Here is a 25,791-nt window from a genome sequence, read left to right as displayed (position 1 = left end):
GAAAAATAATATGGAAACTATTATGGTAACGGGTGGAACTGGGTCAATTGGCAAAGGGATTGCAAAGGTTCTTCTAGAAAATCATTACAGGGTTATTCTTGTAGGAAGAAATTCAGATAAATTATCCGCTATTCATCAAGAATTAGAGTTGTTAACAAACAATAAGAATATTCTTACTCAGATCATCGATATTACTCAAGAAGATCAAGTTGCTGAAAAATTATCATCCATTTGGGCAAACACACCCATTGACGGGTTAGTCAATGCCGCTGGTCTGGGAGAACCAATTGATTATTTTTCATCCTCTAAAAATGATTGGGAAGCCTCCCTTCAAAGTAAACTTTGGGGCTCAATCAATATGACCAAACAGGTCACAAAATTAATGTCAGTCAATAAGCGTGAAGGAAAAGTTGTCATTATTAATGGAACATTTTGTTACGATCCAAACCCCGATTTCATTATAAATAGTACCGTCAATGCAGCCTTATCAGGCTTTACTAAAGCTGCTTCAAAGTATTTAGGAAAGCATGGAATTCGCATCAACGTCATTAATCCTTGGATTACCGAATCTGAATCTTGGCACAAAACCTCAACCAGACTCGCACAATCTTTCTCAACAACTGCGGAATCATTGAATGATGATTTCAGAAAAATGAATCCATTAAACAAATTTACTGATGTCAATGATATAGGCAATGCCATTGTATTTTTATTCAGTAAAAAAGCAGGTTATATCAACGGTGCTTCAATCAATCTTGATGGTGGAGCATCAATCGGTTATTAAAACAATTTTAAGGAGAATACCTATTATGAAAAAATTTTTACTATCTACCCTCATTTTTATCTTTTCTACTTTTTATGGAGCTATGAGTATGGCCGAATTAAAAACTGTTTCTAAATCATTTAATGCTCCAACCGGAATTGCCTTTGACAGTTCTGGGGCGATGTATGTGACCAATTGGTCTGGTAATTCAGTGGTTAAAATAGATACTAAAGGCAATAAACAAACCGTTTATTCAAATATCTCCTCACCCGCTGGAATTGTTATAGATAAACAAGATAATATCTATGTATCTTCTTATAGTGATGATTATATTTTAAAAATTACCGCAAATGGAGAAGCTCAAAAAATTTCTGACGGTTATCATACCCCGACAGGCATTGCATTTTCAAATTCTGGAAATTTGCTTATTACCAATCGTTCGACGGGTGAAATCGTATCACTCAATTTGAACAGTGGTCAGAAAGAAATTATCGTACGAGGATTATCTACTCCCGTCGGCGTTACTCAACTTCCTGATAATAGTTTAGTAGTTTCTCAATATAGCGGTCGTTTAACAATGATTGCCCACAATGGCAATAAAACTGAGTTAGGTAGTGGATTTACTCGACCAGGTGTTGGTATTGTCACGGTTTCGCCTAGTGTGGTTGCGGTAATTGATAATGGAGCCAATATGGTACGTCAAATTGATGTAAAAACTAAAAAATTAGATACATTAGTTTCATCGTTATCTGGTGCTGTTGCATTAGCTTTATACAATAATCATTATTATATAGGAACTTGGGGAGATGGGGCGGTATATAGTTTTAATAATGATTAATTATGATGGACAAATTGGAGAACTTTTTAATGCATAAATTACCACAAAGAACGTTAGGCTCAGATATTAATGTTAGTGCAATAGGTTATGGAGCTATGGGATTAAGTGAGTTCTATGGACCTACTGATGATCAGCATTCTATTAGGTTGTTACATTCCGTTGTGGATAGTGGTATAACCTTGATTGATACTGCTGATATGTATGGTCGTGGGCAAAATGAATTACTCATTGGAACATTGTTAAAAGAATTAACGTCATCACAACGAGAACAATTATGTATTGCAACTAAATGTGGAATAGATAGAAACAATACTATTGGCTATGAAAGAAAAATAAATAATGCTCCTCAATACATAAAATCATGCTGTGAAGCATCTTTAAAACGATTAGGTATTGAACAAATCGATCTCTTTTATATTCATCGAATCAATCCCGAAAACCCAATTGAGGAAACGATGGAAACGATGGCTACATTAGTAAAAGAGGGAAAAATTAAGCATATTGGTCTTTGTGAAGTACCAAAAGATTTATTAATTCGCGCACATTCAGTCTTTCCTGTCGATGTTGTTCAAACTGAATATTCACTTTGGACGCGGGATATTGAAGATAATCTATTGCCATTATTAAAAGAGTTAAATATTGGCTTGGTTCCCTATTCTCCGCTTGGGCGTGGTTTTTTGACAGGAAAATATCAGTCAGGAAAAGATTTTGCAGACGGTGATTTTCGTAAAACTAACCCAAGATTTTTAGATGCGAACATTGAGCACAACAAACTACTATTAAATGCACTAAAACCGATGACAATTAAATATGATTGTACAAGTGGTCAAATTGCTTTAGCGTGGTTGCTTGCGCAATGGGAGGGTGTTGTTCCTATTCCTGGTACCAAACAAGAAAAATATTTGTTCGAAAATGTTAATGCCTGTTTTGTTACGCTAGAAAAAGAAGATATTACCATTCTCAATGATTTAAAAAATCGTATTGATATTAAAGGAGACCGCTATACACCAGAAGGTATGAAAGGTATCTTTTAAAAATACCCTGACTGAGCATTGAACAATGAGATCCTAATGTTGCATTATTGAAAAAATCAATCAGCAATATAGGTAACAGGTGATACACAATTATCGCTTAAATATTATTTCTATACCAAATAGAGATAATAAAAATCATTAAAAAAATAATCAGTTTGCAATCTTCATAAACACTATTTTTAATTTTGTTCATTATTAAAACTTCGATATTAAATAAAAAAAGCCCTAAATAATTAGGGCTTTTCATTTAAAGCATGATTACGATTAAAATCTTCAACTATTTTTTCTTACCTTTGTATTCATCATAATACTCTTGAGCCAATTTACGCATCGATAAGCCAATTGCCGCATATTGATACTCATTTAAATTAGCTAATGAGGCACGAGCTGAAGGATGTTGCACAGCAAATCCTTTACCTGGTAATAGCACCACACCTGCTTCATCAGCAATTCTGAATAGTAATTCAGACGGATTTTTATTTTTAAGAATCCATTTGGCAAATTTATCATCATAAAGTTCACGACAAATGTGTTCAAGGTCGATTAGCGTATAGTAATCTACACTGTTTCCATCTGTTTTATGTTTCAGTCCCACATGCTGATATAGCGAAGCCGCACGACGACGAATCAATGTTTTTAATGTCGTTTTATAGCTCTCATCCGTGTCCATCATTTCACAGAGTGCAAATAATACCATTTGCACTTGTTGAGGTGTTGAAAGTCCTGCGGTATGGTTTAATGCAACTGCACGACTGTCAGCAACTAAACGATCAATAAATTTAAGATTTTCAGGATCGGTCACAATAGAGCTATAACGTTTATTTAAAACTTGTTTTGCTTTACTTGGCAATGATCGAATTGTTTTATCAATGACATTATCTTGTGCTGTTGCAATTACCCCTAAACGCCAACCGGTTGCCCCAAAATATTTAGAAAATGAATAGACTAAAATGGTATTTTTAGGGCAAATAGCAAATAAAGATTGGAAATCATCGGCAAATGTACCGTACACATCATCCGTTAAAATAATGAGATCAGGACGTTTTTTGACAATATCAGCTATAATTTTTAAGCTTTTATCATCAATTTTTACGGAAGGTGGATTAGATGGATTAACAAGGAAGAAAGCTTTAATAGCAGGATCTTCTAATTTACGTAATTCTGATTCAGGATACTGCCAATTTAAATTAGGATCCGAATTAATTAATACTTCAACTAATTGATAATCATTTAACGCTGGAATTTCAAGATAAGGGGTAAAAATTGGCGCACCAATTGCAATTTTATCGCCATTATGAATCAAACCGTTTTCTTTCATCGAATTGAAAACATAAGCCATGGCGGCTGTACCACCTTCGGTTGCAAAAAGATCGATATCATCGATATTTAGATAGCTTGCTCCCATTTGTCTTAACACATAGGATTTAACGACTTTTTCACTGAATCGTAGCATTCGATCAGGAACAGGATAATTACAACCTAAAATTCCTTCTACCATTTCTTGTAAAAATGCATTTTCATCAAGACCAAGTTGATCACGAATATACGAAAATGCTTTACCTAAGAATGGAACACCTGGTGTGTTGTAGTTTTGACGAATAAAATGTTCAAAACGCCCTGTTAATCCATCTTTAATTGGAAAACCACCTACCCCTTCATTGAGATAAGAATAAGACATTTCGGATTCTTGAATAGCAAAAACACCAAGCTGGAAAAAAGCTTGACGAGGCCAAGTTGCTAAAAAATTAGGATTACCGCGTCCTGCATTTAACATAGCATGATCAGGATGACTTTGGGCAAGTTTAATTAAGTTATCTTTTAATTCAAAAGGACTTAAATTAGCATATTTTGCGTACTCTGATTTGTTCTTCATAATCTTTTACCTTTAATTTGAGTTTTTTGCTTAAACAAAAGCCACAACCAATGGACCTAATAAAGTTAGGAACACATTCGCCAGTGCGTAGGTAATAGCAAAAGAATTAGTCGGTGTTGAATTACCTGCTTTATTTAGTACTTCACCAAAGGCTGGATTAGCACTTCGTGAACCGGCTAAAGCACCGGCAAATACGGCAGAGTTTTTATAACCAAGCACATATTTACCAAAATAAATCGCCAGTAACATCGGTAACAACGTGACCACAACCCCGATTAAAAACAGTGATAACCCTTGTTCTTTAATGGTATCGATTGCTTGAAGACCAGAACTTAAACCGACAACTGCCACAAAGCCTGCTAGACCAAAATCTTTTAAAAGTTGCAGAGCGCCTGTTGGAATATTGCCGACGGTTTGATGGAAAGATCGATACCAACCAAATAAGAGACCAGAAAGTAATGCACCACCACCAGCGCCTAAGGTAATTGGAATATCGCTAACACGAATTACAATTAATCCAATAATCAGCCCAACGACAAGTCCTAAACCATGAAATATCCAATCTGTTTTTTCGCTTTTGGTAATCGGTGCGCCAATTCGGTCAATAACACGTCGAAGATCACTATCCGCCCCATAAATGGTTATCACATCACCTAGTTTTAAAACAATATCATTGTTTAATGGAAGGCTTTGACCATCGCGATGAATCGCAACTAAATAGATACCGTGTTTTAAACTGATTACTTCGTCAGATGAAAGTACTTGAGTTAAATTCTCACCAACATAACGAGAATTACGCATTTCAACATCTTGGGTATTCATCACCACATCCATACCCGATGTAGAATTAATTTCTGTACCTAAAAGATCATGCGCTTGGATCATGGCATCACGGTGACCAACAACTAAAATAATATCTTTAGCTTTGATCACGGTTTCAGGTGTCGCCTCAAGAATTTTATTGCCTCGTTTTATTCGTTCAATGCTAATACCATTTACGGTTTTTTCAATATCTGAAACACTTTGATTGATCTTATTTGTCACCCGATATAAACGCCCACTAATATCAGATAAAGCAAAATTTTGATTAGCACCTAATAACATCGAGCCATGAAGTTGTTCAGCCTGCGCCTTAATTGCATCATCGCTGATATCTCTACCCATGATTTTAGGTAAAATATTAACACAAACAATAATGGCACCGAGTGATCCAAAGATATAAGTTACAGCATAGCCAATGGTGACATTACCTTGTAAACGACTTAGCTCTTCTGCGCTTAAACCAAGCTGAGTTAACGCATCAGAAGCAGTACCCATAATAGCGGATTGTGTCAATCCCCCTGCGGCAAGACCGGCTGCCAACCCTTTATCTAAATGAAATATTTTTGCTAAAACAACCACAGTCACAAAACCTGCAACCGCAATGAAAAGTGCTAAAAAGATTTCTCGTAATGTTTTAATTCCTAAAGATCGGAAAAACTGCGGACCACTTTCAAACCCAACAGCATAAATAAATAGTGCGAAAAGTACCGCTTTAACGCCAGCATCAACAGTTACACCAAATACACTCAGTGCTACAGCGACAAGCAATGAACCGGCTACGCCACCAAGCTGAAATTTACCAATACGAATCCCACCAATTAAATAACCTAAACTCAATGAGAGAAATAATAATATTTCTGGTGAGTGTTTGAGTCCATCTAAAATCCAATTTGAAAGCCATTGAAACATAATTATTGTCCTCAAGTGCTAAAATGATGAATTAAGAATATAAGAAAAGGCATAAAAAGGAATTTGAAGAATATTCACTATTTTTTTATGAATACATTAATATATTAAACTGCTATTTAAAGAATAGAAAGTTAATTTTAACAATTGATATCATCGTTAGAAAAATGATAAAAAATTTTATTTGTTCCTTTTTGAAAAAAAGGAATTTTTACTATGATAAATTATTTAAACAAATTCGAGAATACTTTAGAAGGTTAGTGCATTATCATTAAATAAAATTGGCACTAAAATAGGAAATTATTAAGCTCACTATAAAGTGAGCTTAATTTTTATCAATTTTGGACAAATTTAAGTAGAGATTAAATTCTATTCCAAATTGATTTTATTTACTGGACTTTGAAGATATTTTGGCGAATTCTATAATCTAGATCATTGACCCAACGATTATAGTTACGATGAACTTCACCCTTCTTATTGACTAAATTTGGGCTGACTGATTTATATTGAATTTTATAGCCTTCTGAAGAGAAATTGATATTCATTGTAGCTTCATATTTTAGATTTAATAATGATGCACGAATATTGTTGCTATCAATTAAATCTAGTTTCCAAATACCATATCGAGTATCACGGTTTTTATTCACCGCTAAAATAGCATTTTTAACCTGCTCTTTACTCAAACCCTGCGATGATGACTCAACTGTTCTTGGTGTTTCATATTTATTGGCACAACCAAATAATAGACAAACAAAAAAAGTGGCTATTATCAACTTAAAAAACTTCATTAGTTTACTCCTTGAATAAAAGTGATTAATTTTTGATTTAACGTTTTTTACAAATTAACAACGTATGTCCATAACCTAAGCCATCAATATCTTTTTCAACATGAAACCCTGCTTCATTTAAACATTGATAAAATATTTTAGAATGGTAAAAACGACTATTGCCATTTGCTAAACAGGTGAAATATAAAGACGAGGCATTCAAACTTAATGCACCGGCCTCAAATGTCTGTCTATCCCAAAACAAATCCATAATGCAAACTGTTGCATCATTTTTCATACTGCGATGAATTAGTTTTAAAATGTGAGTAATTTGTTCACGACTGAAACAGTCAAGAAACTGACTCATCCACCAAACATCAGCTTGATTGGGTAAAATCTCATCTTTCAATAAATCAACTTCAAAGCCGTCAATCCGATCAGATAAACCTGCTTGTTGAATATTTTGCTTGGCAACATGAATTTGCTGTGGTAAATCCAAAAGCGTTATTCTAATATTCGGATTTTGTTTAGCACAAAAAAGTGCCCATTTACCTGTATTGCCTCCCACATCATAAATATGCTTTGGATTTAATTGTTCAATATGTGAAAAAGCGGCAGGAAAGGAATGATCAGAATAGAAATGGTCAAATTCAAACCAGCTTTTTTTGGCTTGTTCAGGTAGCACTTGTAAGGCAGGATATATGGTTGACCAATCCCCAAAAACTTTTAAACCTTCTGGTTTTCCCGATTCAAGAGCAGATTGAAGATAGCGCATGCTTTCATAACAAATATCTTGAGTAAAATTAAGATTAACTTTCGTCATTTTGTCATGCAATAAATAATGACCAATTTTTGCCAAAAAATAACGGGAATGCTGTTGATAAATGACATGCATACTTAAACCAATATCGAGTAATAATTGGATTGCATATTCAGATAAATCAATCTCTTTAATAATTTCATCAACCGTTATTCCGTCAGTATTTGCTCGGTCTATACTTGCTAAAATTCCTTTATCTCTCATACAGAGGACTGCTTGAAATAAAATAGGCGAAAATGCGATTTTTTGTGCTTCTGTTATCGCCTCTAACGCAGAGTATTTATCTTCGTTATATCCATATCTAATGTTTTCTTGTCCAGTCAATCTATTGCCTTTTTGTTGATTTAATGTATTGTATTAGTAAATTATCCGTTAAAGGATATTTTTTTGTAATAATATTACAAAATAGTGTTAAGTAAAGAATTAAATAATTAAAATATTAAAAAATTGAAATAAAAATGAATTTTTCTTTTACCATTGAAAATTGGTTTGCTTTATCTTCTGGTCTCGCAACAAAATCTGACTGGGAATTATGGTCAACATCTTTTAATCATAATTGGGATATGCCCTTACCAAAAACAAAAAAAATACCGATGATGCAAGCCCGAAGAATGAGTATGGGCTCTCGATTAGCTGTGGACGTTGGACTTGAACTGATTGACAATAATCATTTGGATTTAGCGATCTTCACCAGCCAACATGGTGAATTGGAAAGAACCCATAAAATCCTAACTTCGATGAATCAAAATCATGATATTTCACCGACCGACTTCGCACTTTCTGTACATAATACGGCATCGGGATTAGTCACTATTATCAGTAATAGAAGCATACCCATTAGCTCAATTTCTGCACACAATGACAGCTTTCAACAGGGTTTAATTGAAGCATTTTCAATCTTACATCATGGTAACAAAAAGGTGTTGCTTGTCGATTTTGATGGTTTTGTTCCAGAAACCTACCAAAAACAGATTAATTATCATGTTCCTGCTTATGCTGTTGGCTATATATTAACCAGCGGTGATCAGTTAAGTTGTCAAAGCATTGATAAATCATCACAGGTTTACCAACCTATTTATCCTCAATCAATCGCTTTTTTACACGCTTATTTGTGTAAACAAAGACATTTTATTATTCAAGGAAACTCTCAAGATTGGCAATGGACATTAAATCAGTAACCTCAAAAAAAATCTATACTTTCAATCAATGTTGGCGATTATTCGCAATAGCATTTGGTTTCATATTATTTGGCGTTTTTGGTTTTGTTGTCTTATCAATTTTATGGTTTAGTTTGTTAAGACTAGCCATTTGGAATAAAAACCACCGAATAACGATTGCTCAGTATAGTATAAGCATTAGCTTTAAAATTTTTATCGGCATTATAAAATCATTAGGGATAATTCAATATCAATTTGAAGGACTGGAAAAGCTGAAACAAGATAAAAATTGTCTGATTGTGGCAAACCACCCTTCTTTGCTTGATGTGGTACTGTTGGTGTCTGTTATGCCACGTTGCGATTGTTTAGTCAAAGGCGCATTATTAAATAACGTTTTTATTAGTCGTATTATCAAAACAGCCGGATATATATTAAATGCGGAATCGGAAAAGATATTACCACAATGCCAACAAATATTATCCAACAATGGGCGAATACTCATATTCCCGGAAGGAACTCGAACCGTTCCTGATCAACCGATAAAATTACAACGAGGTGCAGCAAATATTGCATTACGTTGTCATGCCGATATTCGGCTTATTCATATCCAGTGCGATCCTCCTTTTTTGATAAAGCAACAAAAATGGTATGACATCCCTATCAAAAAAACATCATTCAACGTTACGGTTGGTGAAAAAATTTCGATTGATGATTTTGTCGAACCCAATACCACCGTCGCAGCAAGAAAATTAACACGATATTTAACCTCTGTCCTGATTCAGGCTGAGAATATTTAAGTTAGAGAAAAGATAAAGGTACTTTAATGGAACAACTACACAATGAAATTAAAACGTTAATAATTAATGTATTAAATTTAGAAGACATCACGCCTGAGGATATAGATACTGAAGCTCCCCTATTTGGTGAAGGTTTAGGCTTAGACTCTATTGATGCGTTAGAACTTGGTTTAGCAATCAAAAACCAATTTGGTATTGTATTATCCGCTGAAAGTGATGATACCAAAAAAATGTTTTATTCTGTTAAAACATTAGCTGATTTTATCGTGTCTCAACAACAAGGAGCCTAATTATATGGATAAGCAACAAATTTTTGAACAAGTTCAATCTGCACTTGTACAACTGTTCGAATTATCGCCAGACGATATTACACCCGAATCAAAACTTTTCGAAGAGTTAGATCTTGATAGTATTGATGCTGTTGATTTAGTCGTTCATCTTCAAAAAAAGATTGGTAAAAAAGTTGATCCTGAGACATTCAAATCGGTAAGAACAGTCCAGGATGTTGTTGAAGCAGTCAACAAGCTAGTTAATAATCAATAATAAAATAATAATATGAACAAAGTTAAGTCAATAATAAACAAGATAACCAATATTTTATTTGTCTTTTATCCATTTATTATTTACTTATCACTACACTACCAACATATTGAATTAGCTATTTTTTATTTGATATTTTTATTTGTTTTTAGGTTAATCACATTACCTAAACTAGTTTCAAATATTAAATGGCTAAGCATAGTTGTAACATGCTTTGGGTTATTGTTGACCGTAATTAGCTGGCTATTTTCAAAATATCAACTCCTACTGTTTTATCCGGTAGCCGTTAATTTGATATTTTTTATTGTATTTAGTTACTCATTAACTCAACCACAAACAATAATTGAAAAATTTGCCAGAATGAACAATCCACAATTACCCAATCAGGCTATACGTTATAAACGTAATGTGACTATTTTTTGGAGTCTATTTTTTATTTTTAATGGCTCTGTCGCCTTAATAACGTGCTTACTTGAAAACATGTATTGGTGGACAATTTATAATGGCTTAATTAGCTACCTTTTAATCGGAATTTGTATGGGTATGGAATGGCTAATCCGTCAAAAATTTCAACGTTAAATTTATTATCACAGCAGTTACTGCGATCAGAACAAGAAGTTATCGCATTTAGGCACAAACAACCTTTAACAATTGCGGATCTTAAAACCAAAGTATTCGAAATTTGCCATGCATTAAAACACGATAATAACCAACTATGGGCATTATCAATGCATGATAGTTTTAATTTCGTAGCGGGATTATTGGCATTATTTTATTCAGGAAAACAGCCGCTACTTCTTAATCCATCTCATCAAGAGATGCGCCGATACTACACCGCTCTTTTAACCGATAACGAGCTAAATAGCAGTCAATTTATCGATAAGAAGATCATCAATATTAATCAATTACCTTTACCAAATTTTTGCAATGAAAACCAACAATTAACTTATGATTTTAAACAGCAGACATTAACGCTCTTTACCTCTGGCTCAACAGGTCTGCCAAAACCAATTGAAAAATCGGTTTATCAGTTACAACATGAAATTGAAATACTTAATAAGGATTGGGGAAAAACAACTTATGATCTTGTCATTGCATCTGTGTCACATGAACACATGTATGGATTAACGTTTAAAATCATGTTATCACTGTGCTGTAAAATACCTTTTGTTTGTGAACCCGTGCTTTATCAAGAACATTTGGCAACATTCAAGCATAAACGTATTATATACATCACAACCCCGTCGATTATTAAAACGTTAGATAATCATTTACCCGTGATAAATTGTGATAAAGTGATTTCATCCGCAGGTAAACTAAGTTATCAAGAATCACAATTTTGTTTCGAAAATTTGGGCGTTTTACCAAATGAAATCTATGGTTCAAGTGAAACCGGTATTATCGCTACTCGACAACAAACCCAGCCGAACACGCCATGGACGATCTTTTCTTCAATGCGAATTGAATATGATCAAAGTTTGCAGCATGCCATTTTATACACGCCATTATTAGATCAACCTGAAGTTTTGAATGATAAAATTAAAATAGTCAATAATCAGCACTTTCATTTATCGGGACGGAAAGACAAAATAATTAAGATCTCTGAAAATCGAGTATCACTTACCCATATAGAAAATAAAATTAATCAACTTAACGAAGTTGAACAAGTAATAATTATTCCATTAGAACAAAATAATCGAACAATACTTGGTGCTGTAATTCAATTAACGCCAAGCTATAAAAAACTTTTGCAAACTCACAATCACTTAAAATTAACACAATATTTTCGACTTTTATTAAAAGATACATTATCATTAATTGAAATGCCCAAAAGATGGCGATTTGTTGAGTTTCTTCCTAAGAATTCTCAAGGAAAATCCAGTTACATTGAATTAAAAGCATTGTTTAATGCGTTAAAGAAGAATAATGAATAAAAAATATGTAAATGAAATAATAACCAATGTTAGCGAAATAGATCATTTGACTAAAACAGAAGCAAGCATTGAATTTACTGTTCCAGATGATCTTTTCTGGTTTAAAGGACACTTTCCGTCTCAACCATTATTACCGGGCGTTGTTCAACTAAACTGGGCGATTTATTATGCTAATCAAATCTTTGGCAAAAAATTTAATCTAATATCAATCGATATAGTTAAATTTCAATGCCCTGTTTTGCCTAATGATCCTATTATTTTAAATTTAGTTTGGCATAAACAATCCAATAAACTTGAATTTAAATATACCATTACCAACAATGATAGCCTTAAAGTTGCGAGTTCAGGAAAGCTAACCTTATGTCAGTAGCGTCATTACATTCAGCAACAGATTATTGCTTTGTTATTCCTTGTTATAATCATAGTCAAACGCTATCAGACGTACTTAAACGCATTGAATCTTATCAATTAGCTTGTATTCTAGTCGATGATGGTAGCGACCCCGATGCAGCGGAGCAACTTAAACAAATCACAAGCCAATTTACGTGGGTAACTTTAATTCATTTACCGATTAATCAAGGTAAAGGAGCGGCGGTTATGGCGGGGCTCAATTATGCTTTAAATCAAGGCTATACCTATGCGATACAAATCGATGCAGACGGACAACATGATACCAACATTATTGCCGAATTGATTCATCAGTCACAATTAAATCCGCATGCACTTATCTCGGGTTGCCCTGTTTATGATAGCTCTGTTCCTAAACATCGGCTCATTGCCCGATATATTACTCATTTTTGGGTCTGGGTTGAAACCTTATCATTTTCAATTAAAGATAGCATGTGTGGATTACGTATCTATCCTTTGCAACAAACGTGTAATTTAATTTCACATTATCAAATTGGCAAAAGAATGGATTTTGATACAGATATTATGGTGAGGTTGTATTGGCAAGGTATGCCATCGATTTTTGTTCCTACTCAAGTTACTTATCCTAAAGATGGGATTTCTCATTTTAAACCATTAAAAGATAATTTACTCATCACATGGATGCATACCCGATTATTTTTTGGAATGTTGCCACGTATCCCAACATTACTTAAGCGAAACACATCCCAAAAGACTTTACCATCACATTGGTCACAGATAGAAGAAAGAAAAGGTCTTTGGGGAATCAAATTGATCCTCAAACTTTACCAAATTTTTGGCAAAAAAGTGGCAAAAACGATCATGTTTCCAGTTATTAGCTATTTTTGGTTAACCGGAAAAAAACAACGTCAGGCATCTAAAAACTATTTGCAACAAATTAAACAATTTTATGAAAATGTCCCATTAGTTGATAAAAAACACCTTACTTCCTTTTGGCATTTTCAGCGTTTTGGCGATTCCCTATTAGATAAATTAGCCAGCTGGCAAGGTGATATCAACATTCAAGATATTTATTCATCCAGCAAACAAATATTTTTCGATTTAATAAATGAAAAACAGGGCATAGTGTTGATCTGCTCACATCTCGGTGACATAGAAATGTGCCGAGCCATTGCAGAATGTTCACATGATGTAAAAATTAATGCATTAGTGTTTAAAAAAAATGCCGCTCGATTTAACCAAGTATTAAAAGAAGTCAATCAAGCCTCAACCTTTAATTTAATTGAAGTTGATAGCTTAGGGCCAGATACAGCAATCTTACTTAAACAAAAGCTTGAAGCAGGTGAATGGGTCGCTATTGTGGGTGATAGAACATCAAGCAATCCTCACCAAAGAATTCAAGAAAACAGCGTAATCTGGGCTGATTTTTTGGGTAAACCAGCGCCATTTCCTAAAGGTAGTTTTGTTTTGGCATCAGCTTTAGGTTACCCTGTCTATTTAGTTTGGGGATTGAAACCCAATGGGCGTTATCAAGTCTATTTAGAACATTTTGCCGATAAACTAATTACATCAAGAAAGAATCGCCAAGCTGAACTGGAAATGATCATCCAAACTTACGCAAAAAGATTAGAATATTACTGCCTTTTATCCCCTTTAGACTGGTTTAATTTTTTTGATTTTTGGCAACTCAGTCAACCCGATCCCAATAAATTAAATATAAGAAATAAAAGCAATGAAAAATGATTTGAAACACAGCGTAACCATCGAATATACCACTTCATTCCATGATACAGATGCAATGGGAGTCGTATGGCATGGTAATTATCTAAAATTTTTTGAAAAGGCAAGAGAAGCCCTATTCCAAAAATTTAATTACGGTTATCAAGAAATGATCGACTCTGGCTACTTGTGGCCGATTGTTGATACGCGAATAAAATACATATCGCCGACAATAGCAGAACAAACATTAAAAATTGTTGCTACCTTGGTAGAATACGAACATCGGATAAAAATTAATTATCTCATTTTAGATGCTAAAACCGAAAAAAAAATGACATCGGGCTATACCATACAAGTTGCCGTTTCTGCTTCAACACAAGAAATGAGCTTTATCACCCCTCAAATTTTTTTAAATCAATTTGGATTATAAAAATGAATAAATTTATTGCTCTCCTATTGACTACTCTTGCAATATTTTTTTCAAGCCTGACTTACGCTATCACACTTGATGAACTGCAACGCCAATTCAGTAAAAATGAGGTGATTCGAGCTGATTTTACACAAAATCGTTATATAAATGGATTATCCAATCCGCTTCATTCAACCGGAAAGATGATTTTATCCCCAAAATGGGGACTATGGTGGCAACAACAAACACCTTTTACGATGACTTTGAAAATGAATAATCAAAGAATGGAGCAACGCATCGATGATCAAACGCCTCAAATTATTACCGCTGAAAATCAACCTCAATTATTCGAATTTAACCATTTGCTAACAGCTATTTTCACTGCTGATAAACAAAAGTTAGAAAATAACTTCATGATAAATTTGTCAGAACAAAATCATCAATGGACTCTTATCCTTACCCCCAAACTTGCGCCATTGAACAAAATATTTAAAGAGATAATTCTAACTGGTCATAAACATTTAAATACGATAACCCTTAATGATATGCAACATGATAAAACAGTGATCACTTTTTCAAAACATCAAACGGCTAATTTGACAGAACATGAACTATCATTATTCAAATAATTCAATGAAATCAAAAAAACGAGCTATTTGGTGGCTATTAGCGGTTTTGGGTTTAATGCTAGCGCTCGGTTATCTTATGTTGAATAGCAAACTCAACAGTAGTGTCCTATCACTGTTACCGAAAGAACAAACTCACGATGTGCCAACAGAACTTATTAATGGATTTCAAGACAGGCTTGATAAACAACTGGTTTGGTTAATCAAACCGACTGATCCCAATAATTTAGCCCCCATAGCATGGTGGTACCAAAATCTAAAACAACAATCTTTCATCGCTCAAGTTAATGGGCTAATTGATGAAAATTTTCAACAAAATTGGGGGGCTTATACTTATCAATATCGTTACCAATTATTGGATGTAAAAACCATTGAGCGACTTAAGACTGGTACCCAATTTAGTTGGATTCAAAGTCAACTTTATTCGCCATTTAGTGGTGTTAGTGCAACCGAACTTAACCACGATCCCTTATTACTTACCCGTTCATCTCAACTAAATCAACTAAGTGATACACATCATTTAACCGTAAAAAATAATTGGCTGGCAGCCCAAGATGCACAAGGTGATATCTGGTATATGATTTATGCCGAATTAAACGGTTCATCGTTTAATATGAATAGTTCCCATCAAATAGTGACACAACTCAATTTGTTAGCTGAGCAGTTAAAAACAAAGTGGCCTGATACTCAAATTTTAAAACGGGGCGTACTATTCTATAGTGATCACGCAAGTACTGAGGCAAAAGCAGATATTACCACGATTGGCAGTTTATCCATTATTGGCATTATTATATTAATGATTACGGTATTCCGTTCTGTCAGACCTGTTTTTCTTTCATTATTATCAATTTTTATTGGTATGATTTGTGGATTAGTTGCGGTACTCTCTATATTTGGTGAAATTCATATTATGACACTTGTCATGAGTACCAGTATCATCGGCATCACAATTGATTATTCATTGCACTATCTAACCGAACGTTTGCTTCATGGCAATCGTGAATCAGCAATGAGCAGTTTGATAAAATTAATTTCTACATTGTTCATTGCATTATGCACCAGCTTTATAGCCTATCTTATTTTATTAATTGCCCCATTTCCTGGTTTAAAACAACTTTCTGTTTTTGCTGTATTTGGTTTAACTGGTGCATTTTTAACAGTCGTATGTTGGTATCCTTTTTTAGTTAAAAAATTACCTGTTCGTGAACAAGTTGGTCAACATTTATTAACTTTTTGGCTTCAGCTTTGGCAATCGAGCGTGATGCAATGGGGCATGGTGATCTTTGCATTAATCTTCATTGCTTATGGATTAATACATTTAAAAGTTGATGATGATATTAGTAAATTACAAACTTTGCCAGCCGAACTACAACAACAGGAAAAACAGATAGTCAGTATTACACACCAATCAAACGAACAAAAGTGGTTTATTGTTTTTGGCGATAATGCTCAGCAAACATTACAGCGGCTTGAAAATTTTATCCCACAATTAGAACATGCAAAACAACAAGGCGTATTTGCACAATATCAAACAATTAATTTACCTTCTATTAAAAAACAGCAAAAAAATGTTGCGCTGATTCAGCAATATGCCCCTGAAATCCTAGCTTCATTGCAACAATTAGGTATTAATGCAAATCCACCAAACATTGTGCAACCTATTGATGTTATCACTCCCGAACAATGGCAACAAAGTGTAATTAGTCAAGGTAGAAAGTTACTCTGGTTATCATTGAAAGATGGGAAAAGTGCAACATTAATTCCCATTAGTGGTATTAAGCAATTAACTGAACTTAAAGCGTTATCCAAACCAGATCAAGGTATTTATTGGTTAGATCGTCGTTCGGAATTTAATACGATGTTTACCCATTATCGAATTCATTTATCACAGTTAATGACTGGAGCCGTATTAATTATTTGTTTGTGCTTTATTTTTTATAATATCAAACAAGGTTTGATATTTGCGTTAAAAAGCACATTACCGACACTGTTATCAATCGGTATCGCGCTATCGGTACATGGTATAATTGGACAAACAATAAATTTATTCTCAATGTTAGCGCTGATTCTTGTCATTGGCATCGGTATAGACTATAGTCTATTTTTAAGTAATGATAAAAGTCAAACTCAAAGTGCACTACTGGCAGTGACTTTGGCTGCCTTAACAACATTATTATCGTTTGGTTTACTTATTATTAGCCATACTAGTGCAATTATGGGATTTGGTTTAGTTTTAACAAGTGGCATATTTGGCGCTTTTTTATTTGCTCCGCTTGTTATAAGAAATAAAACATAGAACACAAATAAATAGAATAATCAGGAAATTTTGGATGAAGAAATATTTAGTTTTACTGGTTTTAGTATTAACAATACTCATTTCAGCGTGTGCACATCAATCAGAACAACCAAAAGCTTGGCTAACTAAACAAGTTAACATTAAATTGCCATCGCCTAAGTTTGATCAAACTTATCACGACCAACAACTTCTTAAATTTAAATACCACAATCACGAAAATTCAATTATTACTTTAGTGGATGCGAATCAAAATCAATTGAAAGTTGTTGCCCTATCTGCATTAGGAGTGCGACTATTTGAACTCGAATATGACGGAAAAAATATTAAAACGAAACAGAACATTTTTGTTAAAGAACTGCCTCCTCCTGAGCAAGTTCTATCAGATATTTTGTTTAGCATTTTACCAACCAAAGCGTGGCAATCTTCATTACCGAAAGGTTGGATTCTGGTTGATAATGAGTTTAATCGAATCTTATCAGATGATAAAAATGAACCTATACTGACCATAACTTATCAAGAAAAACTGTCTGATCAGATCCGCAAACCGATCCGAATTGAACATCAAATATTTGGATATCAAATTATTATACAAAGTATGGATACAGCTAAATGATATATATAGCGGCACTTGGTGCAATTAATGCTTTAGGTAATAACCTTACAGAGATAAAACAAAATTTAACAGCAAAATCTGGCGCCAGACACTGTCTAGTTGAAGAAAATCACTGGTTATTAAATGGGAAAAAAACCTGGTTAGGCAAAGTGAAAGATAACTTACCTGATATACCGGAACATTTATCCCAATATGGAACACGCAATAATCAATTATTGTATGCAGCTTATTTACAAATTCAGCATGAAATTCATCAAACTATCAAAAAATACGGTACTCAACGTGTTGCTATCATAATGGGAACCAGCACATCGGGAATTCATGAAGGTGATATTTATATTAAACATTGTTTAACCAATAATAATCAACAAAACTTATTTACCTACAATCAACAAGAGTTGGGGGATCCGTCTTCCTTCCTTAAGGCTTTACTAAAATTACAAGGCCCAAGCTATACCATATCAACTGCTTGTACGTCGAGCGCCAGAGCAATTATCAGTGGTAAGCGACTTATTGAAGCAGGTATTGTTGATGCTGCAATAGTGGGCGGTGCAGATAGTCTAGGCAGAATGCCTATTAATGGTTTTAATGCTTTAGAAGCTCTATCAGAAAATCCTTGTATGCCTTTTGCCCAAAATCGTAACGGAATAAATATTGGTGAAGCAGGCGCAATATTTTTATTAACGAAAACCGAAACGAGTAACATTGCCGTTTTAGGTACTGGCGAATCCTCCGATGCTTATCATATATCTTCACCTCATCCCGAAGGCATTGGTGCTGAACAAGCGATGCAATTAGCTCTTAATGATGCAAAATTGCAACCAAGCCAAATTGGTTATATCAATTTACATGGTACAGCAACCATATTGAATGATATCGCTGAAAGTAAAGCAGTCTACCGACTATTTAATCAAACATTGCCACCCTGTAGCTCAACGAAACACCTAACTGGGCATACTTTAGGTAGTGCTGCGGCCACCGAATTAGCAATTAGTTATTTATTACTTGAACAAAACATTTATCTACCTAAACAAGATTTTTCAATATCGCAATATGATGAAAATCTGGATGAAATTAACATAGTTACTCAAGAAATGATGTTAAAAAAACCGATCATAATGTCAAATTCTTTTGCATTTGGAGGCAATAATACATCACTTATAATTGGAAAAGTTTAATGCAATATCATTTAGCAAGTTATTATTTACCACATGAAAAACCAATGGTCATGATTGAAAAGGTTCACTTTGTTGATGAGCAGCAATGTATTTGCAGTGTTGAGGTCAATAAACAAGGCATACTATCCCCTTTTTTAAATGAAGATGATGCTTTACCAAATTTTTATGCCATCGAGTTAATGGCTCAAACCATAGGTGTATGGAATGGTTATCATGGCATGGTGAATTATCAGAAACCCACACTTGGTATGTTATTAGGCGGACGCGCAATTAAAAGTACGTTAAACGCCTTTCCATACAATAGTCATTTAATGATTCATGCAGATCTAGTACTTAATGATGCCAAATTGGCTAATTTTGAATGCAAAATTACGATAAATCAACAAATCGTTACAACCGGAAAATTAAATGTTTATGAACCAGATGAATGCGAATTAGACAATTTATTTGGTCAACAACGATTTGGATAGGAGAAGAACAATAATGGAAAGAACAGTACTTGTCACTGGGGCAAGTAAAGGAATTGGTCAAGCGATTGCTTACAAACTTTCACAAGATGGTTTCACTATCGCCGTTCATTACCACAGTGATAAGCAAGGAGCGCTTGATACTCAAGTCACCATTGAAAAATTGGGTGGTAAAGCACGTTTAATACAATTTGATGTCAGTAACCATTCGCAATGTCAACAAACGATTGAGCAAGATATTGCACTTAATGGCGCCTATTATGGTGTTGTTAATAATGCAGGAATCATACGAGATGGCGCCTTCCCTGCATTAACAGAAAATGATTGGAAAGATGTTATTCATACAGATCTCGACAGTTTTTATAATGTTCTTCATCCTTGTATTATGCCAATGATTGGACTACGCCGTGGCGGTCGTATTATTGTTATCTCATCTGTCTCTGGCATAGCAGGCAATCGAGGGCAAGTTAATTATAGCGCAGCAAAAGCAGGGGTAATCGGCGCAAGTAAAGCCTTAGCACTTGAACTGGCTAAACGAAAAATCACTGTTAATTGTATTGCTCCGGGATTAATTGATACTGGCATATTAGATATGGAACCCATTGCACTGCAAGAAGCAATGAAAATGATTCCATTAAAACGAATGGGACAGGTTGAAGAAGTTGCGGGGCTTGCCAGCTATTTAATGTCAGATTTAGCGGGATATATCACACGCCAAGTCATTTCAATCAATGGAGGAATGATATGACCAAAAGAGTCGTTATAACAGGTATGGGAGGGGTCACGGCATTTGGCAATGACTGGTTGAGTGTGCAAACGAATTTAAAGCAATTAAATAATGCCGTCAGATATATGCCTGAATGGGAAATTTATGACGGACTGCACACAAAATTGGGTGCCCCTATCGACAATTTTACCTTGCCAGAACATTATACCCGTAAAAAAACTCGCTCTATGGGTAGAGTATCATTACTGTCGACCAAAGCAACAGAACTCGCGTTAGAAAAAGCAGGATTATTAGATGATCCAATCCTAACGAATGGTGAAACAGGTATCGCTTTTGGTTCTTCAACAGGAAGCACTCAGCCGGTTGCTGAATTTGCAACTATGTTAAACGAAAAACATACTAACAACATAACGGCGACTACCTATATACAAATGATGCCACACACAACAGCGGTAAACACTGGCTTGTTTTTTGGATTAAAAGGTAGATTGATAACAACCTCGAGTGCTTGTACTTCCGGAAGCCAAGCTATTGGATATGCTTATGAAGCCATTAAATACGGGATGCAAACTATTATGGTTGCTGGAGGCGCTGAAGAGTTATGCCCTTCCGAAGCTGCTGTATTTGATACGTTATTCGCAACAAGCCAATTAAACGATCAACCAAAAAAATCACCACGACCTTATGATCGAGATAGAGACGGACTGGTTATTGGTGAAGGAGCCGGTGCACTTATACTTGAAGAGTATGAACATGCCAAAGCCCGAGGTGCTAAAATATATGGTGAAATTATCAGTTTTAAAACCAATTGTGATGCTAGTCATATCACACAACCACGCCAAGAAACCATTCAAATTTGTATGGAAGAAGCGTTAAAACAAGCCAAATTAGATCCTAAACAAATTGGTTACATTAGTGCACACGGAACAGCAACAGCCAGAGGCGATATAGCCGAAAGTAATGCTGTAGCCAATATCTATGGTAACCAAACCCCAATATCATCATTAAAAAGCTATTTTGGACATACACTTGGGGCTTGTGGTGCAATAGAAGCTTGGTTATCTGTCGAAATGATGCATAGTGGTTGGTTCAACCCAACTATTAACCTTGAAAATGTTGATCCTGCTTGTGGAGACTTAGATTATATTGTCGGTTCAGGTCGAAATTTGGATATTGAGTATATGCAAACCAATAATTTTGCTTTTGGCGGCATCAACACTTCAATTATTATTAAACGTATTTAATTTTTCTTGAAATAACAACTGTATAACTTAATTACAGTTGTTATTTTCTAGGTGTGTGCAACCAAGTCTTAAAAAAATCTTCTTGTTTTTTTGTAGAAACAATATTTTCATCGTCAAAATCAAAAATAGGCACTAAATCTTTTTGTTCAGCATGTTTACCAATGGTTAATTGATAAGCGACTAACCCACCCCCCATATCTCTCGCCATTCTAGATGGGTAAACGTTTTCTTTCGCTCCTTTGCAAAGAAAGGTGATATCGGTGAAATGATCCCTAATTTGACAAAAACAGTTAAAACAATCATTATCAGTTACTTCAAAACTATCATTATTGCCAAACAAAATTTTTAAATGGTATTCATCAGTTTCTGTTTTTTCAAAGTAAATTTCAGCTTTTTCCGTTTTCCCTTGACGGATTAAGGTTATCTGAATATGCTTTTCATCGGTCATTTTTATATTCAATCTACGCTCAGTTTCTTACTAATGAAAAGGGCATTACAGCCCATTTCCTTGTCTGAAAAACAATCTTTCAACGCTTTTTACCACATTTTTTGAGATTTTCTCAGAAAGTTTTTGTCTACGTTGATAACTTACAGATATAATTTTATGCGAATCTAAATGAGATAAAATAAAATCATCACTGGTACTTATTTCATCCACCAAGCCTTTATCTTTCGCTTGCATTGCAAACCAGTGTTCACCCGTTGCCACTTGATCGATATCGATATTGGGACGATACTCTTTAACAAAATCTTTAAATAACAGATGAGTTTCTTCAAGTTCTTGTTTGAATTTTTGGCGACCTTCATCAGTGTTTTCACCAAACATAGTTAACGTCCGTTTATACTCCCCTGCTGTTTGCAACTCAATATCCACATCATGCTTTTTAAGTAATCGATTAAAGTTAGGAATCTGAGCAACCACACCAATCGAACCAACGATAGCAAAAGGTGCTGCAACAATTTTATTGGCAGTACATGCCATCATATATCCACCACTCGCTGCCACTTTATCAACCACAGCAGTAAAAGGAATATTACGAGTTCTGAAACGTAATAATTGTGATGCAGCTAATCCATAACCATGTACCACACCACCAGGGCTTTCAAGTTTAATCACGACTTCATCTTCAGGTTTAATAATCGCTAATACCGCCGTAATTTCTTGACGTAATTCTTCAACTTCGTGCGCATCCATACTACCATTAAAAGACAACACAAATAGTTTGGGTTTGGTCTTTTCGCCCGTTTGGTCAATGGTCTGTGAATCAGCCGAATCTTCGGTAAGCCCTGCTTTAGGCTGTTCGCCCGCTTTTTCCTGTTTCTTTTTTTGCTTAGCTGCTAATTTTGCCTGTTTTTTCTCAAGCTTTTTCTGTTTTTTGAGATCTTTCATAAACTGCTTAGCTTCGAGCTCGTCCATGCTCGACATAAACATGTCATCTTTAACTTGTTCATACTCTTGACTGATATCCTTCACCGATAAGCGACCGGCAATCGTTGACGATTTGCGACGCTGACTTAATATGAAGATAAGCACAGCTAAAATTGCAACAACAACAGTAGCTGTTTCAGCTAAGAAAAGAGAATATACTGAAAACCAATTCATTTAACTATTATCCTTTGATTGAATATTTTGTTTATTATAACAATATAATTGAGGATTGTGCCGAAAATCAACAAAGATAAAAATTGTCGCTTTATTCGGCAATTCAAATTATTTATACTGTTAGCCCAATTTATTGTTATATGAGAACGAATATGTCTTTACGCCCAATTACCGAAATTGCCAATCACTGTAATATACCTGAAGAATTTGTCCTTCCTTATGGTAAACATGTAGCCAAGATCGATTTATCCATTATCAAAGAAAATCAAAACAAAACAACAGGAAAATTGGTACTTGTTACTGCTATTACGCCAACTCCCCTTGGAGAAGGTAAAACGGTCAATACCATTGGGCTAAGTGAAGGATTGAATTACTTAGGCAAAAAAGCGATTGCTTGCATTCGTCAACCCAGTCTTGGACCGGTATTTGGCGTAAAAGGTGGCGCAGCCGGTGGTGGGCAAGCCGAAGTATTACCGATGGAGACATTAAATTTACATTTAACGGGTGATATCCATGCGATAACAGCAGCGCATGATTTAGCATCGGCAGCATTAGATTCACGACTTTATCACGAAGATCGTCTTGGTGATGAATTCACAAACGAAACGGGATTACCTCGTTTGAATATTGATATTCATCGCATTGTTTGGAAACGCGTCATTGATCATAACGATCGAGCATTACGTAAAATCACTGTTGGCGTCGGTGGTGGTGTAAATGGCGTTGAACGTCAAGATGGATTTGAAATTACCGCTGCTTCTGAGCTTATGGCAATTTTAGCTTTAGCTTCGGATTTACAAGATATGCGTGAACGCATTGGACGTATTATTTTAGCTTATAATACTAATGGCGAACCGATAACGGCTGAGCAACTTGAAGTTGCAGGTGCAATGACAGTATTACTTAAAAATGCCATTAACCCAAATCTGATGCAAACTGTCGAAAATACACCGGTTTTAATTCATGCTGGGCCTTTTGCTAATATTGCGCATGGTAACTCTTCTGTTATTGCGGATCGCATTGCATTAAAACTTGCTGACTATGTGGTGACTGAAGCAGGATTTGGCTCGGATATGGGGATGGAAAAATTCTTCAATATCAAATATCGCCAAGCAGGAATCAAAGCCGATTGTGTTGTATTGGTAGCGACTGTACGAAGTTTAAAATCTAACAGTGGTAAATATAACATTAAACCGGGTCAACCCATTCCAAAAGAGATATCGGAATCTAATGTTGAATTACTTGAAATTGGTGCAGCTAACTTGGCGTGGCATATCAATAATGCTAAAAGTTATGGTTTACAAGTCATTGTGGCTATAAACCGCTTTCCACATGATAGCAAAGAAGAACTTGCTTTCTTACAAAAATACGCGGTTGAACATGGCGCATTGGCGTGTGAAATTAGTGAAGTCTTTACACAAGGTGGTAAAGGTGCTGAAAAACTGGCTGAGCATGTTATCAAAGCTTGTGCTATGCCGAGTAAAATTCAATTGCCCTACCCAGATAACATGCCATTGATTGATAAGATTCAAACTATGGTAAAAAAATATGGTGCTAACAAAGCAAATTTATCAGCTAAAGCATTGGAAAACATCAAAGAGATCGAAGCATTGAAACTGGATCATCTGCCACTTTGTATTGCAAAAACACCCATGTCAATTAGTGCTGATGCCAACTTAAAAAATGTTCCTACTAACTTTGATGTCGATATCAGTCATCTAGCCATATCCGCTGGTGCTGGTTTTATCCGAGTTTATGCAGGAAACGTCATGACCATGCCAGGACTTGGTACCAATCCAGCATATAGGCAAATTGATATTGACAAAGATGGTAATATTATAGGTTTAAGCTAATGCAAGAAGTGATTATGCAAACCAAACAACAATATAAAGCATTTATAGATGAACAAAACTGTATTGGCTGTGGCAAATGTATTCGCGTTTGCCCAACCGATGCAATTGTTGGCAGTAAACAAGTTTTACATACCATTTTGCCACAATTATGTACCGCATGTAGTAATTGTATTAATACCTGCCCAACGGACTGTATCACTTTAAGCACTTTAGGCATGAGACTAAGTGACACAGAAGAGTTACAGTTAACGCAGAAAAAGCAGCAACGGCTCAATCACAATCAGTTAGTTCCACCGACAATATTATTTCCTCGCTCTGTGCCAGCAAGTAATACTCAAAATGTAGTAAGCCAAACCGATCGAAAACAGTCGATTGCTGATGCTATTGCTAGAGTAAAAGCCAAAAAAAACCTCGCTAAATAGCGAGGTTTTTATTT

27 protein-coding genes are annotated in these 25,791 nt (G+C 34.9%); 21 read left to right on the top strand and 6 right to left on the bottom strand.

Annotated elements, in window-relative coordinates:
* The first annotated feature begins 10 nt into the window (after nt 1-10).
* From A9G10_RS08505 to A9G10_RS08495, 3 genes are read left to right on the top strand one after another with little or no spacing between them, the layout of a single operon-like run.
* A complete protein-coding gene (locus A9G10_RS08505) occupies nt 11-784 on the top strand; it encodes an SDR family oxidoreductase (protein WP_065559121.1) in 774 nt (257 codons plus the stop codon).
* A gap of 25 nt (nt 785-809) precedes the next feature.
* A complete protein-coding gene (locus A9G10_RS08500) occupies nt 810-1,601 on the top strand; it encodes a Vgb family protein (RefSeq protein ID WP_065559120.1) in 792 nt (263 codons plus the stop codon).
* Between the two features lie 29 nt (nt 1,602-1,630).
* Nucleotides 1,631-2,635 carry an aldo/keto reductase gene (locus tag A9G10_RS08495; protein WP_065559119.1) on the top strand — a complete coding sequence of 335 codons (1,005 nt, stop codon included), beginning with the start codon at nt 1,631-1,633 and terminating at the stop codon, nt 2,633-2,635.
* 277 nt (nt 2,636-2,912) lie between these two features.
* Here A9G10_RS08495 and A9G10_RS08490 read toward each other — a convergent pair whose 3' ends face one another.
* The 4 genes from A9G10_RS08490 to A9G10_RS08475 form a co-directional block, all read right to left on the bottom strand.
* Nucleotides 2,913-4,508: a bifunctional aspartate transaminase/aspartate 4-decarboxylase gene (locus A9G10_RS08490; protein ID WP_065559118.1), complete on the bottom strand. Its 1,596-nt coding sequence runs from the start codon at nt 4,506-4,508 to the stop codon at nt 2,913-2,915.
* Between the two features lie 30 nt (nt 4,509-4,538).
* Nucleotides 4,539-6,239, bottom strand: coding sequence for an aspartate-alanine antiporter (gene aspT / locus A9G10_RS08485; RefSeq protein WP_065559117.1), 1,701 nt, complete (start codon nt 6,237-6,239; stop codon nt 4,539-4,541).
* 386 nt (nt 6,240-6,625) lie between these two features.
* Nucleotides 6,626-7,024 carry a hypothetical protein gene (locus tag A9G10_RS08480; protein WP_065559116.1) on the bottom strand — a complete coding sequence of 133 codons (399 nt, stop codon included), beginning with the start codon at nt 7,022-7,024 and terminating at the stop codon, nt 6,626-6,628.
* 37 nt (nt 7,025-7,061) lie between these two features.
* Entirely contained in the window at nt 7,062-8,129 is a 1,068-nt protein-coding gene (locus A9G10_RS08475) for a methyltransferase (RefSeq protein WP_065559479.1), read from the bottom strand.
* A gap of 152 nt (nt 8,130-8,281) precedes the next feature.
* On the opposite strand from A9G10_RS08475, the gene A9G10_RS08470 reads away from it, so the two are divergent.
* The 16 genes from A9G10_RS08470 (at nt 8,282) to A9G10_RS08395 (ending at nt 21,899) form a co-directional block, all read left to right on the top strand.
* Nucleotides 8,282-9,001, top strand: coding sequence for a beta-ketoacyl synthase chain length factor (locus A9G10_RS08470; protein WP_065559115.1), 720 nt, complete (start codon nt 8,282-8,284; stop codon nt 8,999-9,001).
* A complete protein-coding gene (locus tag A9G10_RS08465; RefSeq protein WP_065559114.1) occupies nt 8,983-9,777 on the top strand; it encodes a lysophospholipid acyltransferase family protein in 795 nt (264 codons plus the stop codon). Before A9G10_RS08470 ends, A9G10_RS08465 begins: the two co-directional genes overlap by 19 nt.
* Before the next feature lie 26 nt (nt 9,778-9,803).
* Complete coding sequence (locus A9G10_RS08460) at nt 9,804-10,067, top strand: phosphopantetheine-binding protein (RefSeq protein WP_065559113.1); 264 nt, start codon at nt 9,804-9,806, stop codon at nt 10,065-10,067.
* Nucleotides 10,068-10,071: 4 nt separating this feature from the next.
* Nucleotides 10,072-10,320, top strand: coding sequence for an acyl carrier protein (locus A9G10_RS08455; RefSeq protein WP_065559112.1), 249 nt, complete (start codon nt 10,072-10,074; stop codon nt 10,318-10,320).
* 222 nt (nt 10,321-10,542) lie between these two features.
* Nucleotides 10,543-10,896, top strand: a complete 354-nt coding sequence (locus A9G10_RS12615) for a hypothetical protein (RefSeq protein ID WP_143425987.1) — start codon at nt 10,543-10,545, stop codon at nt 10,894-10,896.
* Entirely contained in the window at nt 10,866-12,251 is a 1,386-nt protein-coding gene (locus A9G10_RS08445) for an AMP-binding protein (protein ID WP_065559110.1), read from the top strand. The genes A9G10_RS12615 and A9G10_RS08445 overlap by 31 nt, the downstream gene beginning before the upstream one ends.
* Nucleotides 12,244-12,621 (top strand): 3-hydroxyacyl-ACP dehydratase FabZ family protein, encoded by a 378-nt coding sequence (locus tag A9G10_RS08440; RefSeq protein ID WP_081299161.1) that lies wholly within the window; start codon nt 12,244-12,246, stop codon nt 12,619-12,621. The genes A9G10_RS08445 and A9G10_RS08440 overlap by 8 nt, the downstream gene beginning before the upstream one ends.
* Nucleotides 12,612-14,363, top strand: a complete 1,752-nt coding sequence (locus A9G10_RS08435) for a glycosyltransferase family 2 protein (protein ID WP_065559109.1) — start codon at nt 12,612-12,614, stop codon at nt 14,361-14,363. The genes A9G10_RS08440 and A9G10_RS08435 overlap by 10 nt, the downstream gene beginning before the upstream one ends.
* Entirely contained in the window at nt 14,353-14,769 is a 417-nt protein-coding gene (locus A9G10_RS08430) for an acyl-CoA thioesterase (protein WP_065559108.1), read from the top strand. Before A9G10_RS08435 ends, A9G10_RS08430 begins: the two co-directional genes overlap by 11 nt.
* Before the next feature lie 2 nt (nt 14,770-14,771).
* Nucleotides 14,772-15,377, top strand: coding sequence for an outer membrane lipoprotein carrier protein LolA (locus A9G10_RS08425; protein WP_065559107.1), 606 nt, complete (start codon nt 14,772-14,774; stop codon nt 15,375-15,377).
* A 4-nt stretch (nt 15,378-15,381) separates the two neighbouring features.
* Nucleotides 15,382-17,670, top strand: a complete 2,289-nt coding sequence (locus tag A9G10_RS08420) for an MMPL family transporter (protein WP_065559477.1) — start codon at nt 15,382-15,384, stop codon at nt 17,668-17,670.
* Nucleotides 17,671-17,704: 34 nt separating this feature from the next.
* Nucleotides 17,705-18,283, top strand: coding sequence for a DUF3261 domain-containing protein (locus A9G10_RS08415; RefSeq protein WP_065559106.1), 579 nt, complete (start codon nt 17,705-17,707; stop codon nt 18,281-18,283).
* Nucleotides 18,280-19,461, top strand: coding sequence for a beta-ketoacyl-[acyl-carrier-protein] synthase family protein (locus tag A9G10_RS08410; RefSeq protein ID WP_065559105.1), 1,182 nt, complete (start codon nt 18,280-18,282; stop codon nt 19,459-19,461). Before A9G10_RS08415 ends, A9G10_RS08410 begins: the two co-directional genes overlap by 4 nt.
* Entirely contained in the window at nt 19,461-19,931 is a 471-nt protein-coding gene (locus tag A9G10_RS08405; RefSeq protein WP_065559104.1) for an ApeP family dehydratase, read from the top strand. The genes A9G10_RS08410 and A9G10_RS08405 overlap by 1 nt, the downstream gene beginning before the upstream one ends.
* 13 nt (nt 19,932-19,944) lie before the next feature.
* On the top strand, nt 19,945-20,676 hold the full coding sequence (locus A9G10_RS08400; RefSeq protein ID WP_065559103.1) for a 3-ketoacyl-ACP reductase FabG2: 732 nt from the start codon (nt 19,945-19,947) through the stop codon (nt 20,674-20,676).
* Complete coding sequence (locus A9G10_RS08395; RefSeq protein WP_065559102.1) at nt 20,673-21,899, top strand: beta-ketoacyl-ACP synthase; 1,227 nt, start codon at nt 20,673-20,675, stop codon at nt 21,897-21,899. Before A9G10_RS08400 ends, A9G10_RS08395 begins: the two co-directional genes overlap by 4 nt.
* Nucleotides 21,900-21,939: 40 nt before the next feature.
* On the opposite strand, the gene A9G10_RS08390 is transcribed toward A9G10_RS08395, so the two are convergent.
* Both A9G10_RS08390 and sohB read right to left on the bottom strand, forming a co-directional pair.
* Nucleotides 21,940-22,347, bottom strand: a complete 408-nt coding sequence (locus A9G10_RS08390; RefSeq protein ID WP_065559101.1) for a hypothetical protein — start codon at nt 22,345-22,347, stop codon at nt 21,940-21,942.
* A 45-nt stretch (nt 22,348-22,392) separates the two neighbouring features.
* On the bottom strand, nt 22,393-23,502 hold the full coding sequence (sohB, locus tag A9G10_RS08385; RefSeq protein ID WP_065559100.1) for a protease SohB: 1,110 nt from the start codon (nt 23,500-23,502) through the stop codon (nt 22,393-22,395).
* Nucleotides 23,503-23,654: 152 nt separating this feature from the next.
* Here sohB and A9G10_RS08380 point away from each other — a divergent pair, with 152 nt between their 5' ends.
* Both A9G10_RS08380 and A9G10_RS08375 read left to right on the top strand, forming a co-directional pair.
* Complete coding sequence (locus tag A9G10_RS08380) at nt 23,655-25,355, top strand: formate--tetrahydrofolate ligase (RefSeq protein ID WP_218837375.1); 1,701 nt, start codon at nt 23,655-23,657, stop codon at nt 25,353-25,355.
* Nucleotides 25,355-25,777, top strand: a complete 423-nt coding sequence (locus A9G10_RS08375) for an RnfABCDGE type electron transport complex subunit B (protein ID WP_065559099.1) — start codon at nt 25,355-25,357, stop codon at nt 25,775-25,777. Before A9G10_RS08380 ends, A9G10_RS08375 begins: the two co-directional genes overlap by 1 nt.
* Nucleotides 25,778-25,791: the final 14 nt, after the last annotated feature.

It is taken from the genome of Gilliamella sp. wkB308, from assembly GCF_001690185.1.
In the GTDB taxonomy this organism is placed as follows: domain Bacteria; phylum Pseudomonadota; class Gammaproteobacteria; order Enterobacterales; family Orbaceae; genus Gilliamella; species Gilliamella apicola_I.
This window is presented reverse-complemented; position numbering and strand designations above follow the sequence as displayed.

Coding starts and splice junctions, on each gene's coding strand:
- A9G10_RS08505 (WP_065559121.1), top strand. CDS start 11: ATGGAAACTATTATGGTAACGGGTGGAACTGGGTCAATTGGCAAAGGG.
- A9G10_RS08500 (WP_065559120.1), top strand. CDS start 810: ATGAAAAAATTTTTACTATCTACCCTCATTTTTATCTTTTCTACTTTT.
- A9G10_RS08495 (WP_065559119.1), top strand. CDS start 1,631: ATGCATAAATTACCACAAAGAACGTTAGGCTCAGATATTAATGTTAGT.
- A9G10_RS08490 (WP_065559118.1), bottom strand. CDS start 4,508: ATGAAGAACAAATCAGAGTACGCAAAATATGCTAATTTAAGTCCTTTT.
- aspT (WP_065559117.1), bottom strand. CDS start 6,239: ATGTTTCAATGGCTTTCAAATTGGATTTTAGATGGACTCAAACACTCA.
- A9G10_RS08480 (WP_065559116.1), bottom strand. CDS start 7,024: ATGAAGTTTTTTAAGTTGATAATAGCCACTTTTTTTGTTTGTCTATTA.
- A9G10_RS08470 (WP_065559115.1), top strand. CDS start 8,282: ATGAATTTTTCTTTTACCATTGAAAATTGGTTTGCTTTATCTTCTGGT.
- A9G10_RS08465 (WP_065559114.1), top strand. CDS start 8,983: ATGGACATTAAATCAGTAACCTCAAAAAAAATCTATACTTTCAATCAA.
- A9G10_RS08460 (WP_065559113.1), top strand. CDS start 9,804: ATGGAACAACTACACAATGAAATTAAAACGTTAATAATTAATGTATTA.
- A9G10_RS08455 (WP_065559112.1), top strand. CDS start 10,072: ATGGATAAGCAACAAATTTTTGAACAAGTTCAATCTGCACTTGTACAA.
- A9G10_RS08445 (WP_065559110.1), top strand. CDS start 10,866: ATGGCTAATCCGTCAAAAATTTCAACGTTAAATTTATTATCACAGCAG.
- A9G10_RS08440 (WP_081299161.1), top strand. CDS start 12,244: ATGAATAAAAAATATGTAAATGAAATAATAACCAATGTTAGCGAAATA.
- A9G10_RS08435 (WP_065559109.1), top strand. CDS start 12,612: ATGTCAGTAGCGTCATTACATTCAGCAACAGATTATTGCTTTGTTATT.
- A9G10_RS08430 (WP_065559108.1), top strand. CDS start 14,353: ATGAAAAATGATTTGAAACACAGCGTAACCATCGAATATACCACTTCA.
- A9G10_RS08425 (WP_065559107.1), top strand. CDS start 14,772: ATGAATAAATTTATTGCTCTCCTATTGACTACTCTTGCAATATTTTTT.
- A9G10_RS08420 (WP_065559477.1), top strand. CDS start 15,382: ATGAAATCAAAAAAACGAGCTATTTGGTGGCTATTAGCGGTTTTGGGT.
- A9G10_RS08415 (WP_065559106.1), top strand. CDS start 17,705: ATGAAGAAATATTTAGTTTTACTGGTTTTAGTATTAACAATACTCATT.
- A9G10_RS08410 (WP_065559105.1), top strand. CDS start 18,280: ATGATATATATAGCGGCACTTGGTGCAATTAATGCTTTAGGTAATAAC.
- A9G10_RS08405 (WP_065559104.1), top strand. CDS start 19,461: ATGCAATATCATTTAGCAAGTTATTATTTACCACATGAAAAACCAATG.
- A9G10_RS08400 (WP_065559103.1), top strand. CDS start 19,945: ATGGAAAGAACAGTACTTGTCACTGGGGCAAGTAAAGGAATTGGTCAA.
- A9G10_RS08395 (WP_065559102.1), top strand. CDS start 20,673: ATGACCAAAAGAGTCGTTATAACAGGTATGGGAGGGGTCACGGCATTT.
- A9G10_RS08390 (WP_065559101.1), bottom strand. CDS start 22,347: ATGACCGATGAAAAGCATATTCAGATAACCTTAATCCGTCAAGGGAAA.
- sohB (WP_065559100.1), bottom strand. CDS start 23,502: ATGAATTGGTTTTCAGTATATTCTCTTTTCTTAGCTGAAACAGCTACT.
- A9G10_RS08380 (WP_218837375.1), top strand. CDS start 23,655: ATGTCTTTACGCCCAATTACCGAAATTGCCAATCACTGTAATATACCT.
- A9G10_RS08375 (WP_065559099.1), top strand. CDS start 25,355: ATGCAAGAAGTGATTATGCAAACCAAACAACAATATAAAGCATTTATA.